15 protein-coding genes are annotated in these 16209 nt (G+C 45.9%); 2 read left to right on the forward strand and 13 right to left on the reverse strand.

What is annotated here, in order from left to right:
- The 7 genes from rodA to leuS all read right to left on the reverse strand — a co-directional run bounded on the left by rodA (nt 1) and on the right by leuS (nt 8239).
- The gene (gene rodA / locus MTF70_RS19435) at nt 1-1122 is read right to left on the reverse strand and encodes a rod shape-determining protein RodA (protein WP_005373004.1); all 1122 of its coding nucleotides are present in this window, start codon (nt 1120-1122) and stop codon (nt 1-3) included.
- The gene (gene mrdA / locus MTF70_RS19440; RefSeq protein ID WP_005384126.1) at nt 1122-3038 is read right to left on the reverse strand and encodes a penicillin-binding protein 2; all 1917 of its coding nucleotides are present in this window, start codon (nt 3036-3038) and stop codon (nt 1122-1124) included. The genes rodA and mrdA overlap by 1 nt, the downstream gene beginning before the upstream one ends.
- Nucleotides 3039-3067: 29 nt before the next feature.
- Entirely contained in the window at nt 3068-3538 is a 471-nt protein-coding gene (gene rlmH / locus MTF70_RS19445) for a 23S rRNA (pseudouridine(1915)-N(3))-methyltransferase RlmH (protein WP_017821762.1), read from the reverse strand.
- A gap of 4 nt (nt 3539-3542) precedes the next feature.
- Nucleotides 3543-3860: a ribosome silencing factor gene (gene rsfS / locus MTF70_RS19450; RefSeq protein ID WP_005373015.1), complete on the reverse strand. Its 318-nt coding sequence runs from the start codon at nt 3858-3860 to the stop codon at nt 3543-3545.
- 88 nt (nt 3861-3948) lie between these two features.
- On the reverse strand, nt 3949-4968 hold the full coding sequence (gene holA / locus MTF70_RS19455) for a DNA polymerase III subunit delta (RefSeq protein ID WP_033905862.1): 1020 nt from the start codon (nt 4966-4968) through the stop codon (nt 3949-3951).
- A 5-nt stretch (nt 4969-4973) separates the two neighbouring features.
- The gene (lptE, locus tag MTF70_RS19460; RefSeq protein WP_005384122.1) at nt 4974-5513 is read right to left on the reverse strand and encodes an LPS assembly lipoprotein LptE; all 540 of its coding nucleotides are present in this window, start codon (nt 5511-5513) and stop codon (nt 4974-4976) included.
- Between the two features lie 152 nt (nt 5514-5665).
- On the reverse strand, nt 5666-8239 hold the full coding sequence (leuS, locus tag MTF70_RS19465; protein ID WP_054730409.1) for a leucine--tRNA ligase: 2574 nt from the start codon (nt 8237-8239) through the stop codon (nt 5666-5668).
- A gap of 153 nt (nt 8240-8392) precedes the next feature.
- Between leuS and MTF70_RS19470 the strand changes: the two genes are divergently transcribed.
- Complete coding sequence (locus tag MTF70_RS19470; RefSeq protein ID WP_005373024.1) at nt 8393-8863, forward strand: zinc ribbon-containing protein; 471 nt, start codon at nt 8393-8395, stop codon at nt 8861-8863.
- A gap of 84 nt (nt 8864-8947) precedes the next feature.
- Here the strand turns inward: MTF70_RS19470 and lnt are convergent, their stop codons facing one another.
- From lnt to miaB, 5 genes are all read right to left on the reverse strand, one after another.
- Nucleotides 8948-10465: an apolipoprotein N-acyltransferase gene (gene lnt, locus MTF70_RS19475; protein WP_205460845.1), complete on the reverse strand. Its 1518-nt coding sequence runs from the start codon at nt 10463-10465 to the stop codon at nt 8948-8950.
- A gap of 32 nt (nt 10466-10497) precedes the next feature.
- Nucleotides 10498-11397 (reverse strand): CNNM family magnesium/cobalt transport protein CorC, encoded by a 900-nt coding sequence (corC, locus tag MTF70_RS19480; RefSeq protein WP_005384118.1) that lies wholly within the window; start codon nt 11395-11397, stop codon nt 10498-10500.
- 105 nt (nt 11398-11502) lie between these two features.
- The gene (gene ybeY, locus MTF70_RS19485; RefSeq protein ID WP_005373030.1) at nt 11503-11967 is read right to left on the reverse strand and encodes an rRNA maturation RNase YbeY; all 465 of its coding nucleotides are present in this window, start codon (nt 11965-11967) and stop codon (nt 11503-11505) included.
- Nucleotides 11968-11969: 2 nt separating this feature from the next.
- A complete protein-coding gene (locus MTF70_RS19490) occupies nt 11970-13067 on the reverse strand; it encodes a PhoH family protein (RefSeq protein ID WP_005373033.1) in 1098 nt (365 codons plus the stop codon).
- Nucleotides 13068-13140: 73 nt separating this feature from the next.
- Nucleotides 13141-14565, reverse strand: a complete 1425-nt coding sequence (gene miaB / locus MTF70_RS19495) for a tRNA (N6-isopentenyl adenosine(37)-C2)-methylthiotransferase MiaB (RefSeq protein ID WP_005373038.1) — start codon at nt 14563-14565, stop codon at nt 13141-13143.
- A 257-nt stretch (nt 14566-14822) separates the two neighbouring features.
- Here miaB and MTF70_RS19500 point away from each other — a divergent pair, with 257 nt between their 5' ends.
- Nucleotides 14823-16001 carry a 2-octaprenyl-3-methyl-6-methoxy-1,4-benzoquinol hydroxylase gene (locus MTF70_RS19500; protein WP_248394214.1) on the forward strand — a complete coding sequence of 393 codons (1179 nt, stop codon included), beginning with the start codon at nt 14823-14825 and terminating at the stop codon, nt 15999-16001.
- A gap of 13 nt (nt 16002-16014) precedes the next feature.
- Here the strand turns inward: MTF70_RS19500 and MTF70_RS19505 are convergent.
- Nucleotides 16015-16209: hypothetical protein (locus tag MTF70_RS19505; RefSeq protein ID WP_248394216.1), on the reverse strand; the 195-nt coding region annotated here is incomplete at its 5' end.

Raw genomic sequence — 16209 nt, forward strand, 5'->3', positions numbered from 1 at the left:
CTAGGTCGCCTTAGAGAATGCTTTTCGGTGCGTATGAATCGACATCAGAATACCAAAACCAGCCATCAAGGTTACCATTGATGTGCCGCCATAACTGATGAGTGGCAACGGTACACCTACTACAGGTAGGATGCCACTTACCATGCCAATATTTACAAAAATATACACGAAGAAGCTGAGTACAATACTGCCTGCCATCATTCGTCCAAATGCGGTTTGCGCTTGGCTGGCGAGATATAAACCTCGTCCAATAATAAATAGATAGATGGCTAAAAGGCAAAGGAAGCCAATCATACCCCATTCTTCAGCAATTACTGCAAAGATAAAGTCAGTGTGTCGTTCTGGAAGAAATTCTAGTTGTGACTGCGTACCTTGCAACCAACCTTTGCCGGAAATACCACCGGAGCCAATCGCAATTTTACTCTGAATAATGTGGTAGCCCGCTCCTAGCGGATCAGATTCCGGGTTAAATAGAGTACGAACTCGCACTTTTTGATACTCTCGCATCAAGAAAAACCACAGAATTGGAATGAAACCACCTAATGCAATCGCAGCACCAGCGATGATTTTCCAGCTAATGCCGGCGAGGAAGATAACAAAAATACCGGAAGCGGCGATCAGGATCGAGGTACCTAAGTCAGGCTGCTTTGCAATGAGAATGGTTGGTAAGCAGACCATAATCAGTGCAACAATGAGTGTTTTTAGCGTTGGTGGAAGGGGCTGTCTACCGACATAGCGAGCCACCATTAATGGCACTGCGAGCTTCAATAGCTCTGACGGTTGAAAGCGCACAAAACCGAGGTTAAGCCAACGCTGCGCGCCTTTCGATGCTTCACCGAAAAACAGCACGCCGAAAAGCAGTATAACGCCACCAACGAACATCAAAGGTGCCAAGCTTTCGTAAGTTCGTGGAGAAAGCTGTGCAAGGACGAGCATCACAACGAGTGAAAGCACCATTCGCATGGCTTGGCGATCCATCATCAGTAAACTTTGGCCACTGGCGCTGTACATGATCACCAGGCCAAACCCCATCAGGGCCAGTATGCCAAGTAGGAGTGGTAAGTCGATATGGAAGCGTTCAAACAGGGCGCGATTTTTACCTGTAGAGGGATCCATCTTCATTACTGTTTTACCTCTTTCTTCGCATTGTTTTCAGGCTCAATTTCTTCTGGACCAAGAACGACTCGGTCAAAAATTTTCCTTACTACTGGGGCACCGTTACTAGAACCACCACCGGCATTTTCTAGTACTACAGTGACGACCACTTTAGGATCATCAAATGGTGCAAAGCCAGTAAATAACGCATGGTCACGTAAGTGCTCGGCGATCTCATCGGCGTTGTACTCTTCGTTTTCACCCAGACCGAAGACCTGTGCAGTACCTGATTTACCCGCTGTTTCATAATTCATTTTGTAGAATGAGCGGCGAGCTGTTCCGCGCGTGCCATGGTTTACCCGACGCATGCCCTCTTTCGCCATATCCCAGTACTTTTTAGGCACATTCTTGATTGGTGGGTAAGTCACGTATTCTGTCGTTTGCTGCTCTTCGAAGTCGTTACCATTTTCTATCGTCGCTTTGAGCAAGTGAGGTGCGATCACTTCTCCCTCGTTTACTAATACGGAGGTTGCTTTGGCGATTTGCATTGGTGTTGCTGTCCAATATCCTTGGCCGATACCTACAGGGATCGTATCACCTTTATACCATGGGGTTTTATGGCGAGACATTTTCCAGTCACGAGTCGGCATATTCGCCTTACTTTCTTCGTAGATATCAATGCCAGTGTAATCACCAAAACCGAACATCATCATCCAATTCGAAATACGGTCAATACCCATGTCATAAGCGATTTGATAGTAGAAGGTATCAACAGACTCTTCGATCGACTTAATGATATCGACGCGCCCGTGTCCCCAACGCAACCAGTCACGAAACGGGCGTGTGTTGGAGTTTGGTATGCGCCAATAACCAGGGTCATTTCGTGTGGTGTTAGGTGTGACGACACCTTCTTGCAGCGCGGCTACCGCCATAAATGGTTTGATGGTAGACGCAGGAGGGTAAATGCCAAGTGTAGTGCGGTTGACCAAAGGACGGTTTTTATCGTTCAAAAGGGCGCGATAATCTTTACCTGAGATTCCGTGCACGAACGAGTTAGGATCGTAGCTAGGGCTTGAAACCATAGCCAGTACGCCGTTGTCTCTAGGATCGATTACTACAGCACTGCCTCGGCGGCCGTCCAACAATTGGTGTACGTACAACTGCAAGTTGATATCAAGGTTTAAAACGATGTCTTTTCCGGGTACAGGTGGAACGTACTTTAAGGTACGAATTACTCGGCCGCGGCTGTTTACCTCGACTTCTTGATATCCGGCTGTACCGTGTAAGAGGTCTTCGTAGTATTTTTCAATACCCAGCTTACCAATGTCGCGAGTGGCTTGATAGTTTGCGTCTTTTTCTTCTCGGATCAGGCGTTGCATGTCGCGATCATTAATTCGAGAAACATACCCAATCACGTGGGTTAAGACTTCGCTGAAAGGGTAGTAGCGCTTTAAGGTCGCACTTATTTCCACACCTGGAAAGCGGTACTGATTGACGGAGAATACCGCTACTTGTTTTTCGTTCAGTTGGGTAAGCAGTGGGACCGATTTAAATCGACGAGTCCGTTTACGCTCGTGGTGGAAACGTTCAATCTGGTCTGGTGTAATTTCCAGAATAGTTTGTAATTCTTGGATGGTTGCATCAATGTCTTTAATTTTTTCTGGGGTCAGTTCTAAGTTAAAGACGGGACGGTTCTCTGCCAGTAAAACGCCATTTCGGTCATAAATTAGACCTCGGTTAGGCGCGATAGGCACTACTTTGATGCGGTTATCGTTCGAGCGGGTTTGATAGTCTTGAAACTGGTTCACCTGAATGTTGTACATGTTGGCAACCAGAGCTCCCATCAAGACAACAATGCCGATAAAAGCAACAATAGCGCGGCTGGCAAACAGACGCGCTTCGGCTTGATAATCTCGGATTTGACTGCGGCGTTTACGAATCATTAACGCTTGGCTCTAAAGTTAAACAACGATTATTCGCGATGATAAGGGTGGTTAGCGGTGATGCTCCACGCTCGGTACAAGCTTTCTGCCATTACGATACGCACTAGAGGGTGGGGTAGCGTTAAGGCAGACAATGACCAGCTTTGGTCTGCTGCAGCTTTGCATGCAGGAGCGAGTCCTTCGGGACCGCCGATTAATATTGATACATCACGGCCATCTAATTTCCAAGCTTCTAACTGCTCAGCGAGTTGAGGAGTGTCCCATTTTTTACCTGGGATATCTAACGTGACGATACGGTTGCCTTTTGGTACCGCAGCGAGCATCGCTTCCCCTTCTTTTTGCAGGATGCGAGCGATATCGGCATTTTTTCCGCGTTTGCCAGCAGAGATTTCAATCAACTCCAACGGCATATCATGCGGGAAACGGCGACGATATTCTTGAAAGCCTTCCTCAACCCATTTTGGCATTTTTGTACCAACAGCAATTAGTTGAATTTTCAAAAGATTAACCCCAGAGTTTTTCTAGCTGGTAGAGTTCGCGGTGCTCTTCTTGCATCACGTGAAGCATGGCGTCGCCCATATCAAGGACTACCCATTCACCTTCGTTTTCACCTTCCATTCCTAGTGGCTCAAGACCGGCTTTTTTCACCTCTGTTGCAACATGGTCAGCGATGGATGAAACGTGGCGTTTGGATGTACCAGTACAGATGATCATGTAATCTGTCACGCTTGATTTATCTTCCACATTTAGGACGATAATGTCTTCCGCTTTCATGTCGTCGGCTTTATCAGCTAAAAAGTCTTTCAGTTCTTCGCGAAGCACTCGGTTTTCCTCGGTTTGTCTCTTATCTCTACAGTGTTTTACATTCTTGCTTGCAAAACAGGTCGCGCACTATATCACGCTTTGATTTTTAAATTGCCAGCTTAATATCAGGAGAGCAGGTTTCTAAGCTCAACTGATGAATAGTTGGCCATACAGACTCGTCATACTGAGTTTTGGCTTTTATCTCGGCTTGAGCCAACAAGGAGAGCAATGCACAAATACGACTCGCTGATAAGCGGGTCAGTGCTGCGTTATAGAGTGGACGCTTGTTTTGCCAAACTCGATATTTCTCAAATACCTGGTTCATTCCCATTTGACTTAAGTCTTGATGCATATTTAAAAGTTGGCTCAACTCTTTTTGTACACTTCGAATCAAGATCACGGTCTCAACCCCTTCCGCCTCAAGTTGGCGAAGAATACGTTGTGCACGGTTTGCTTTACCTGCCAGTAAGGCGTCGATCCAGTTAAAGGTAGTGAAGTGATTATGGCGACTTAGGGCTTCCTCTAAACGTATGATGGTCAGCTCACCATCCGGGTAGAGTAGGGCCAATTTCTCTAAGCTTTGTGTCAATGCAAATAGGTTACCTTCATGCCATTGAGCCAACATTTGCAGTGATTGCTGATCGGGTTTTAGTCCCAACGTGCGGCAACGTGTCTGAATGAACATAGGTAGGCGTTGAAGGTCTGGCGACAAGCAGCTTACCCAATCGCCTTTTGAGCTTAATGCTTTAAACCATTTCGCATTTTCTTGGGCTTTGGTCAGTTTGCTACCAACAATGACGAGCATGATGTCATCATGAAGCATATCACACAGTGTTTGCAGCTCTTTGCTGACGGCGGTTGTCACGCCACTTTCAGGAATTTCAAGCTCAATCAATTGACGGTTTGAAAACAGACTCATCGCTTGGAAACAGTCGTAAACTTGGTTCCAGTCGATGCTAGCATCCACAGCAAAACGGTGTTTTTCCTCAAAACCTTGTTGAAACGCTGCCTTTTGGATGGCTTGGCGGCTTTCTTGAATCAGTAACGGCTCATTACCAAAGATTAAGTAAACCTGTTTAACTTGTTTAGTTAAATGATCCGTTAGCTTATCGGCATAAATTCGCATAGTGACTAAGAGTTTTTGTTCGCTGGCTCAGAGATTTGTCCTGCTTCATATTCGGCACGAATACGGCCCAACTGGCGCATCATCTGTTTTGCAGCTTGCAAGCGCATCTCGTCTTCAATTACGTCACGCTCAACAGATTTTGCAAGTGCGGTCAACGGGTTGTCTAGGTAGTTGCGGTTTACTGTTGTCGTAAAGTTTTTAGAACCATAGCCAGGAATTGTCACACGGTATTTTACTACGTATGTCAGCTCTTTTTCTGCTGCACGGCTATTTTGATAAAGCGATAGTGTACGCTCATCGATTGTCGCTTCCGTCAAATGAAGGTTGGGTACCGTCGATGATGGTTGAACAAGTTCAACTTTGTTCAGTTCGAGTTGAGAGCGTACATAGCGAGTTAATTCACTGTATTCATCGTAGCTGGAGAAAGACATAGTGTGCAGCTCTTCCGGTACGGAATACTCGCCGCGAAGGTGAAAACCACAGGCAGAAAGAAGCCCCGCTAATACCAATACCACTGGTAGTTTAATCAAAGAGAAAAAGCGCATTGATTGTATTCATCCTAAATTGAAGGGGTTATTTACCTTAAACCACTCATGTGAATGGTTTGAGGTAAATAAACAGGGTAGCGAACTACCCTGTTTAATGACTCTTGGTTAACAAATAAGTTCGCTAAACTGAGACAAATTGCAAGCTGTGATTAGTTTGCAACGATGTTCAGCAGTTTACCTGGAACGTAAATGACTTTACGAATAGTCAGGCCATCAGTGAACTTAACCACGTTTTCGTCGTTTAGACCAAGCTGTTCGATATCGTCTTTAGAGATATCCGCTGGGACTGTTAGCTTCGCACGTAGCTTACCGTTAACTTGAACAACGATGGTTTTTTCGTCTTCAACTAGCGCTTTTTCGTCAAACGTCGGCCATGCCGCGTTATCAATGTCTGTTTCACCTAGTGCTGCCCATAGCTCGTATGAGATATGCGGAGTGATAGGGTAAAGCATGACAACAATAGCTTTCAGTGCTTCGTCAAGGATTGCACGATCTTGCGCAGATTCTTGAGGCGCTTTCGCTAGTTTGTTCATCAGCTCCATGATCGCTGCGATCGCGGTGTTGAATGTTTGACGACGAGCGATATCGTCCGTCACTTTCGCGATAGTTTTGTGAACGTCGCGGCGAAGTGCTTTTTGATCACCAGAAAGCGCTGCGGTATCTACTGCTTCTGCTGCGCCTTTCGCTGTGTGCTCTTTCACTAGTTTCCAAACACGTTTTAGGAAGCGGTTCGCACCTTCTACGCCAGACTCTTGCCATTCAAGTGTCATGTCCGCTGGAGACGCGAACATCATGAATAGACGTACTGTGTCAGCGCCGTACTTGTCTACCATTTCTTGAGGGTCGATACCGTTGTTCTTAGACTTAGACATCTTGATCATGCCTGAGTGCGTTACATCACGACCTTCAGTGTCTTTAGCAGAAGTAATGCGGCCTTTACCATCACGTTCAACGGCTACGTCTGTTGGAGCTACCCACTCTTTGCCGCCTTTCTCGTTCTCGAAGTAGAACGCATCAGCCAGTACCATGCCTTGACACAGTAGTTGCTTGAACGGTTCGTCAGACGTTACGTAACCCGCATCGCGCAGTAGTTTGTGGAAGAAGCGTGAGTACAGTAGGTGCATACAAGCGTGCTCGATACCACCGATGTACTGATCTACTGGTAGCCAGTAGTTTGCTTTTTCTGGGTCTAGGATGTCGTCCGCTTGTGGTGAACAGTAACGCGCGTAGTACCAAGAAGATTCCATGAACGTATCGAACGTATCTGTCTCACGTAGAGCAGGTTCGCCGTTAAAGGTTGTCTTCGCCCACTCTTTGTCTGCTTTGATTGGGCTCGTTACGCCGTCCATTACCACGTCTTCTGGAAGAATCACTGGTAGTTGGTCAGCAGGTACTGGGTGAACTTCACCGTCTTCAGTCGTTACCATTGGGATTGGTGCGCCCCAGTAACGTTGACGAGATACACCCCAGTCGCGTAGACGGAAGTTTACAGTCTTAGTGCCTTTGCCCTCTGCTTCTAGCTTCGCTGCAATTGCATCGAACGCCGCTTGGAATTCTAGGCCGTCGAATTCACCAGAATCGAACAGTACGCCTTTCTCTGTGTATGCCGCTTCAGAGATGTCTAGCTCGCTGCCATCAGCAGGCTTGATAACTGGCACGATGTCTAGACCGTACTTCGTTGCGAACTCGTAGTCACGTTGGTCGTGTGCAGGTACAGCCATTACCGCGCCTGTACCGTAGTCCATCAGTACGAAGTTTGCTACGTATACTGGTACTTCGCAGCCGTTCAATGGATGAATAGCAGTAAGGCCAGTTGCCATACCTTTCTTCTCCATTGTCGCTAGCTCAGCTTCTGCAACCTTGTTGTTCTTACATTCGTCGATAAACGCTGCAAGCTCTGGATTGTTCTCTGCTGCAAGAGCTGCAAGAGGGTGGCCGGCTGCGATACCCACGTAAGTCACACCCATTAGCGTATCTGGACGTGTTGTGTAAACTTCTAGGTCTTGTTGACCCTTAACTTCAAACTTCAGTTCAACACCTTCAGAACGACCAATCCAGTTGCGCTGCATGGTCTTCACCATTTCAGGCCAACCTTCAAGCTTGTCTAAGTCGTCTAGTAGCTCTTGAGCGTACTCAGTGATTTTGATGAACCATTGAGGGATTTCTTTTTGCTCTACAGGCGTATCACAACGCCAACAACAACCGTCTTCAACCTGCTCGTTTGCAAGAACAGTTTGGTCGTTAGGACACCAGTTAACAGAAGAAGTCTTTTTGTAAACTAAACCTTTCTCGTAAAGTTTAGTGAAGAACTCTTGTTCCCAGCGGTAGTACTCCGGTGTACATGTTGCGAATTCACGGTTCCAATCGTAACCAAAGCCTAGAAGCTTAAGTTGGTTCTTCATGTATTCGATGTTTTCGTAAGTCCAAGGTGCTGGCGCAGTTTTGTTTTTTACTGCTGCGTTTTCTGCAGGTAGACCGAATGCGTCCCAACCGATTGGTTGCATCACGTTTTTGCCTTGTAGGCGTTGGAAACGAGATACTACATCACCGATAGTGTAGTTGCGCACGTGACCCATGTGCAGTCGACCACTTGGGTATGGGAACATGGACAGACAGTAGAATTTTTCTTTATTTGGGTCTTCACTTACAACAAAGGTTTTGTTGTCATCCCAGTGCTTTTGAACTTTTTGTTCAATATCTTGTGGGTTGTATTGTTCTTGCATCGATGGTATCCGTTATCTTGGAATTTGTGAGTTCGGTTAGAACAGACTTAAATAGATCGTCATAGAATACCTAAAGCTAGGGATCACAACAATAGCCAATCTGTACCCATGCGCCCTTAAGTGACGCAGGTAGGAGAAAGATGGAGGTCAGTTATGCCTAAACGTAAAACAGGTTATGAGGAAATGCTCGAGGATGTGATTGAAACCTTGAAGCACAGTCCGGAAGAAGTTAACAAAGCGATTGAGACGTCGGGCAAAGTGGTGGATGCTGCTAATGACTTGACCAAAGATGAATTGGCTTTAATCAAAGCGTACCTTAAAGCAGACTTAAAAGAGTTTTCAGAGAGTTACGAGGATAGCAAAAGCGGTCCGTTTTACTTAACGATTGCGGATTCGATATGGCAAGGGCTGTTAGAGATTACAGACCGAACTAAAGTTGAGTGGGTTGAGTTGTTCGATGACTTAGAGCATCAAGGGCTATATGAAGCAGGAGAGGTGATAGGCTTAGGAACTTTAGTCTGTGATGAGTGTGGTCACAAGACAACGTATAACCACCCAACAGTAATCATTCCGTGTATTAAGTGTGGTCACAAAGGCTTTACTCGTCAGTCATTAAAGCCATAAATGGCGAGTAACGACTGTATAATGCAATGAATAAAAAAGAGGCTTAGTCGCCTCTTTTTTGTCTTTTCTACTTTCAAGCTGTTATCAGCTCTGTTTTCTTCTTAAACCGAAAGCCAGCGCTAAACTTAACCCTACCCAAATATACAATGGCCAAGTACCAACGATTCGATATGGCGTTTTCCCATCGGTTGGGGTGAGCTCTGCGCGCAGTACTGCAGTTTCAAACTGCGGAACTTGCTCAACGATTTTACCCTTGTGATCGGTTACCGCTGTTAATCCATTGTTAGTCGAGCGGATGAGCGGTTTGCCCAACTCTAAGGCACGCATACGGGCGATCTCCATATGCTGAAGAGGGCCGATAGAGTGACCAAACCATGCATCGTTTGAAAGCGTTAGAATGAAGTCTGTTTCGTCAGTCACATTTTGACGCACTTGCTCATTAAAGATGATCTCATAGCAAAGCGCTGGTGCCATGTGCATGCCATTCGCAACGATGTTTGGCTGCACAAAAGCCCCACGGCTAAACGATGACATCGGTAGGTTAAAGAATGGCGCTAATGGGCGCAAAATATCTTCAAATGGTACAAACTCACCAAACGGTAGTAGGTGATGCTTATGGTAACGTTCGCTTAAATCGAAGCTGTAGTCACCGTATGGTGTGATGCCGAGGGACAGAATACTGTTGTAGAACTGTCGATCTTCAGCTTGATTGACGACACCGGTGATGATTGCGCTGTTATTCATTTTTGCAGCGCTGTCGATATTGCTCAAAAATGAAGGCACTTCAATTTCAAAAGCGGGAATTGCTGCTTCTGGCCAAACGATAATGTCAGCGTCCCAGTTTTCACGAGTTAAGTCAGCGTATTTCATGATGGTTGGCCAGCGTTGACTTGGTAGCCACTTTAGGTTCTGGTCTACGTTACCTTGAATCAGCGCGAGCTTAGTCGTGTCTTCTGGTCGGGGTGTTACCCAATCGTAGTTGCGAACCCCAAAGCCAGTACTGAGTAGTACCGCAGGGATAATCACCATCAGCCACTGCTTATGAATCCATGCGTAGGCTAACGCCCCTGCGCTGATAAGGATAAATAGAGTAAGCAGTTCTACGCCGCCAATTGGTGCAAAGCTTGCGAGTGGAGCATCTATCTGGCTATAGCCTAGCCATAACCAAGGGAAGCCAGTCATCACCCAACCACGTAACCAATCACTGATCAGCCATAAAGCAGGTGCAGCGAGAAGTGCTTTTGTGAGCGTAAATTGAGGAAACAGCTTGTTGTTGAGCCAAGCAAATAAGCCTGAATAAACAGCCAAGTAGGCAACAAGCAAGCCCATTAAAAATAAATTGGCAATGAGCGGCATACCGCCAAAACCGGAGATACTGACGTAAACCCAGCTAACGCCAGTTGCAAATTGACCTAACCCCCAAGCATAACCAATCCATAGTGCGCGTTTCGGAGTTTGGTTAGCAAGAAGAATCAGTAGAATTGCTGGGCTAAGAATGGCAATAGGCCACAGCTGGTAAGGAGCGAAAGCGAGTGTAGTAGAGGCGCCAACAAAAGCGGCCACTAAGGGCCGCTTAAGGCGATGAAAGAGTTCATTCATCATTGTAATTTCTGAGATTCCCAATGGGTATCGCGTTACTCTTGAGTGGCTTCAACCAGGGTTTCTTCGTCTGGGATCGTCACTTGGAGTTGAATGACACGACGGTTATCGGCAGCGGTGACTTTGAAGTTGTAGCCTTCAATTTCAACCAGTTCACCACGAGAAGGTAAGTGACCAAAGGCAGTCATGACCATACCACCAACGGTATCAACTTCCTCATCGCTGAAGTTGGTTCCGAATGTCTCATTAAACTCTTCGATGGTTGTCAGCGCTCTGACAGCAAACGTATGCTTGCTCAGCTTACGAATGTCCGTCTCTTCACTTTCATCGAATTCATCTTCAATATCCCCGACGATTTCCTCAAGGATATCTTCAATGGTTACAAGACCAGAAACACCACCGAATTCATCGACAACAATGGCCATATGATAACGTTCTTCACGGAATTCTTTCAGCAGTCGATCAACGCGTTTACTTTCCGGTACTACAACCGCTGGTCGAATGACTTCTTCGATATCAAATGGATTGCTGCCTGAGCCTAAGTATTTAAGTAAGTCCTTCGCTAGAAGTATGCCTTCCACATGGTCTTTATCTTCGCTGATCACAGGGTAGCGAGAGTGTTGAGCATCGGTAATCAAAGCAACCAAGGTATCAAGGTCGTGAGTACGCTCAACGGTAACCATTTGCGAACGCGGGATCATAATGTCACGCACACGCATTTCGGAGATTTCCATAACACCTTCAAGCATATCGCGAGTGTCATGGTCAATCAGGTCGTTAACTTCAGAGTCGCGGATAACATCCACAAGCTCTTGGCGATCTTTTGGTTCGCCCTGAAATAGTTGACCTAGACGTTCAAAGAAGGACTTTCTACTCGGACCTTCTGCCTTTTCTTTCTTATCTTCGTTAGAAGAGGGAGAATTATCTTCGTTCATTGTTTCTCAATTAAGTAACGCTATCAGAAGTGTGATAGCACACATAGAGAGGCGAACACGAGAGTCATTTAGGTGGTTCGCCTTTCCCTGTCGAGTGGCCAATAGCTACTCTTTTTCAGCAATGTAAGGATCTTCATAACCCATACCTTGCATGATTTCGGTTTCGAGGGACTCCATCTCTTCGGCTTCGTCATCCTCTATATGATCATAACCTAGCAGATGCAAGCTGCCATGTACAACCATATGCGCCCAATGTGCTAGCAGAGGCTTGCTCTGTTCAACCGCCTCTTTTTCAACAACTTGGCGGCAAATAATCAAATCACCAAGTAAATCTATTTCCATACCAGGAGGTGCTTCAAATGGAAACGACAACACATTAGTTGGTTTATCTTTGCCGCGATACTCATGGTTGAGCGTATGACTTTCTTGTTCATCAACAATACGAATGGTGACTTCGGCTTGTGGCTGGAAGAGAGGAATGGTCTTATCTAACCACAATTGGAAATCTTGCTGCGAAGGCAGACCTTCTTCATTTTCGACTGCCAGTTGCAGATCAAGTTCAATCGCCATGATTATTCCTTAGTTGAAGCAACTTGTGCATTCAATTCGGCTTTTGCTGCTTCTAGTAACTTCGCATCGCGTTCTTCACGACGGCGTTTCTCGAACTCTTTACGCTCTTTCTGGTCTTGTGCTTCCCACTTCTCGTACGCGTTAACGATACGAGCAACCACAGGGTGACGTACAACGTCGTCGGCTAAGAAGAAGTTAAAGCTGATGTCGTCAACTTCGCTTAGTACTTCAATAGCATGACGAAGACCCGATTTCGCACCACGAGGTAAGTCAATCTGCGTGACATCACCAGTGATAACCGCGCGAGAGTTAAAACCAATACGCGTTAGGAACATCTTCATCTGTTCAACTGTGGTGTTCTGACTCTCATCAAGAATGATAAAGGCGTCGTTTAGAGTACGACCACGCATGTAAGCAAGAGGGGCAACCTCAATCACGTTACGTTCAATCAGCTTCTCTACGCGCTCAAAGCCCAGCATTTCAAATAGAGCGTCGTATAGCGGACGTAGGTATGGGTCGACTTTCTGGCTTAAATCACCAGGCAGGAAGCCCAATTTCTCACCAGCTTCAACCGCTGGACGAGTAAGTAGAATACGACGGATCTCTTGGCGCTCTAGTGCGTCAACAGCTGCTGCTACAGCAAGGTAGGTTTTACCTGTACCAGCCGGGCCAATACCAAAAGAAATATCATGCGTGACCATGTTAACCAAGTACTGCGCTTGGTTTGGCGTGCGTGGTTTGATCACACCTTTCTTGGTTTTGACGAAGACTTCTTTACCATGCTCGATGTTAGACTCAGTATTCTGCTCAAGAACACCAGACTCTTTGATCGCTAGATGGATTTGCTCAGGCTCAATATCTGGGATCTCACCTCGTACAGGTGCGGTATCAACATATAGAGTTTTCAGGATATCCAGCGCAGCTGATGCGGTATGAGGTTTACCGACAATCGTAAAGTGGTCACTACGGTGGTTAATTTCAACGCCTAGACGACGTTCTAAATGCTTGATGTTGTCATCGAATGGACCGCACAGGCTAGCTAGTCGGCGGTTGTCTGAAGGTTCTAGGTTAATTTCTAGAGTTACGATTTTATTGCTCAATGTTGCCTCTCATTTTTTGCCACTTAGTGAGAGCCTGATAACGACCAGGCTCTCTATGGCTATTTATACGAGCTTACGGCGTAAAAGTAGCTACACCCAGCTCATCTTCGCGACGTGTTTTCGCCATCATCTGCGTTGGGGAAATCACACTACGAAGATCCATGTCTTTTTCAGTACGTACTAGCTCACCACGCAGTGAGTTTGCAAATACGTCTACGATCTTCACATCAACGAACTGACCAATTAGGTCTGCACTACCTTCAAAGTTTACTACACGGTTGTTTTCTGTACGAGCGCGTAGTTCCATTAGGTTTTTCTTCGAAGGACCTTCAACTAGAACACGTTGTTCTGTGCCAAGCATTAAGCGAGAGTAACGCATCGCTTGAGCATTGATAGTTTGCTGTAGTTCGTAAAGGCGCTCTTTCTTCACTTGTTCTGACACATCACAAGGGTAATCCGCTGCTGGCGTACCTGGACGTGGAGAGAAAATAAAGCTGAAGCTCATGTCAAAGTCTACATCTTTGATTAGCTTCATGGTGTCTTGGAAGTCTTTGTCTGTCTCACCAGGGAAACCAACAATAAAGTCTGAACTGATTTGAATATCAGGACGAGCTTTACGCAGTTTACGGATGATCGATTTGTATTCGATAGCGGTGTGAGGGCGTTTCATCATCGTTAGGATACGGTCACTACCACTTTGCACAGGTAAGTGCAGGAAGCTCACAAGTTCTGGCGTATCTTCGTATACTGCGATGATGTCGTCTGTGAATTCTAACGGGTGGCTCGTCGTGAAACGAATACGGTCGATACCATCGATAGACGCAACCAAACGAAGCAGTTCTGCAAATGAACAGATCTCACCATCGTGCATAGGACCACGGTACGCGTTTACGTTTTGACCCAGAAGGTTTACTTCACGTACGCCTTGTTCAGCAAGTTGGGCGATTTCGAACAGTACGTCATCCATTGGACGGCTTACTTCTTCACCACGAGTGTACGGTACGACACAGTAAGTACAGTACTTAGAGCAGCCTTCCATAATAGAAACGAATGCTGTCGCACCTTCAGCGCGAGGTTCAGGTAGGCGGTCGAATTTTTCGATCTCTGGGAACGAAATGTCCATAACTGGTGCATCATCGGACTGAGATTGTTTGATCATCTCAGGTAGGCGGTGCAAAGTTTGTGGGCCAAAAATAACGTCAACGTATGGTGCACGTTCACGAATATGGTCACCTTCTTGCGTTGCTACACAACCACCTACACCGATAACTACGCCAGGTTTTTTATCTTTTAGTGTTTTCCAGCGGCCTAACTGGTGGAAAACTTTCTCTTGCGCTTTTTCACGGATCGAACAGGTGTTAAGTAGAAGTACGTCTGCTTCCTCTGGCTCTTCCGTCAGCTCGTAGCCGTTTGCAGCATTAAGCAGGTCGGCCATTTTTGATGAATCGTATTCGTTCATCTGGCAGCCCCAGGTTTTAATTAGCAGTTTCTTACTCATCTCACTTTCGCTCGTTCAGTTGTACTTAAATCGGAGAGCTATTGCTCAAATTATAGCCGCCATCACGGCGGTAAGCGGCGTATTGTACTGCTTTAAAAAGCACCTGACTAGTGATCTAGCTAATTCTCTGCAAAGCCTGATGAAATCTAGTTTTTCGCCCTATGCAGAACAAGGTTTTTTGTTAAACAATTTTGTAAAAATGGCCATGGAAAGTACAATAAAAAACGCCAATTAATCAGCACGATGAAGAGTGAAAAATGAACAAGTATGACATCGCCGTGATCGGTGGCGGTATGGTTGGGGCAGCCGTCGCTGTTGGATTTGCCAAGCAGGGCAGAAGCGTTGTCTTGGTTGAAGGTACAAAACCTAAAGTTTTTGATGCCGCTCAGGCGATGGATATTCGTGTATCTGCAATCTCGCACCAGTCGGTGGAGTTACTTGATTCACTCGGAGCATGGTCAGAGATCAAGAGCATGCGAGTTTGTCCTTATCGTCGCTTAGAAACTTGGGAGCACCCAGAGTGCCGTACTCGTTTTCACTCTGATGAATTGTCATTGGATCAGCTAGGTTACATCGTTGAAAATCGCCTAATCCAATTAGGTCTTTGGCAAGTCTTCTCTCAGTATGAAAATCTAACCGTGATGTGTCCTGAGCGATTAAAAGCCATTGAGTTTGCAGATGTAAACGTTGTGACACTAGAAAGTGGGGAGCAGTTTGAAGCTAACTGGGTGATTGGTGCTGATGGTGCAAACTCTAAAGTTCGTCAATTGGCTGGAATTGGTGTAACTGCGTGGGACTACCGACAACACTGCATGTTGATTAACGTGAAAACAGAATTGCCTCAGCAAGATATTACTTGGCAACAATTTACACCTTCAGGCCCACGTTCATTTTTACCTCTGTGCTCTTTGAGTAACGACGATGGTCAAGTAGTAGGCCAAGGTTCTTTGGTTTGGTATGACTCGCCTAAACGTATTAAACAACTGTGTGCGATGGGTAAACCTCAACTAAGGGAAGAAATCTTACGTCATTTCCCTGCTGAATTAGGCGATATTGAAGTTTTACAGTTTGGCTCATTCCCACTCACTCGTCGTCATGCGCAAAGCTACTCAAGCAAAAATTGCGTATTAGTGGGTGACTCTGCTCATACGATCAATCCGCTTGCAGGGCAAGGGGTAAACTTAGGCTTCAAAGATGTAGACGTTCTCCTTTCGGTAACAGAACACAAAGAACAGCTGGAAGATGCCTTACTTGCGAAATACGAACGTGCACGTCGACCTGACAACTTACTCATGCAGACGGGCATGGACTTTTTCTATAAAGGTTTTAGCAACGATCTTGGGCCATTGAAGTTCGTACGTAATGCAGCATTGAAGCTTGCTGAAAACTCAGGGCCAATTAAGGCTCAAGTACTGAAATACGCGTTAGGTATGTAGTAGGCTACTCAAATCACAGATAGAAAAAAAGCGAGCCATGAGCTCGCTTTTTTAATTCGGCAAATCTAATGATTTCCCGAGTCCAGAACCAAAAAAAGAAAAAACCCAGCAAAATCATGCTGGGTTTTCCGATAATGGTGCGGAAGGAGAGACTTGAACTCTCACACCTTGCGGCGCCAGAACCTAAATCTGGTGCGTCTACCAATTC

The sequence above is a fragment of the Vibrio sp. 2CM40D genome (genome assembly GCF_023161825.1).
In the GTDB taxonomy this organism is placed as follows: Bacteria; Pseudomonadota; Gammaproteobacteria; order Enterobacterales; family Vibrionaceae; genus Vibrio; species Vibrio alginolyticus.

What these genes read in the sequence shown, in the direction of transcription:
- rodA (WP_005373004.1), bottom strand. Translation starts at nt 1,122, where the DNA reads ATGAAGATGGATCCCTCTACAGGTAAAAATCGCGCCCTGTTTGAACGC.
- mrdA (WP_005384126.1), bottom strand. Translation starts at nt 3,038, where the DNA reads ATGATTCGTAAACGCCGCAGTCAAATCCGAGATTATCAAGCCGAAGCG.
- holA (WP_033905862.1), bottom strand. Translation starts at nt 4,968, where the DNA reads ATGCGAATTTATGCCGATAAGCTAACGGATCATTTAACTAAACAAGTT.
- lptE (WP_005384122.1), bottom strand. Translation starts at nt 5,513, where the DNA reads ATGCGCTTTTTCTCTTTGATTAAACTACCAGTGGTATTGGTATTAGCG.
- leuS (WP_054730409.1), bottom strand. Translation starts at nt 8,239, where the DNA reads ATGCAAGAACAATACAACCCACAAGATATTGAACAAAAAGTTCAAAAG.
- MTF70_RS19470 (WP_005373024.1), top strand. Translation starts at nt 8,393, where the DNA reads ATGCCTAAACGTAAAACAGGTTATGAGGAAATGCTCGAGGATGTGATT.
- lnt (WP_205460845.1), bottom strand. Translation starts at nt 10,465, where the DNA reads ATGATGAATGAACTCTTTCATCGCCTTAAGCGGCCCTTAGTGGCCGCT.
- corC (WP_005384118.1), bottom strand. Translation starts at nt 11,397, where the DNA reads ATGAACGAAGATAATTCTCCCTCTTCTAACGAAGATAAGAAAGAAAAG.
- ybeY (WP_005373030.1), bottom strand. Translation starts at nt 11,967, where the DNA reads ATGGCGATTGAACTTGATCTGCAACTGGCAGTCGAAAATGAAGAAGGT.
- miaB (WP_005373038.1), bottom strand. Translation starts at nt 14,565, where the DNA reads ATGAGTAAGAAACTGCTAATTAAAACCTGGGGCTGCCAGATGAACGAA.
- MTF70_RS19500 (WP_248394214.1), top strand. Translation starts at nt 14,823, where the DNA reads ATGAACAAGTATGACATCGCCGTGATCGGTGGCGGTATGGTTGGGGCA.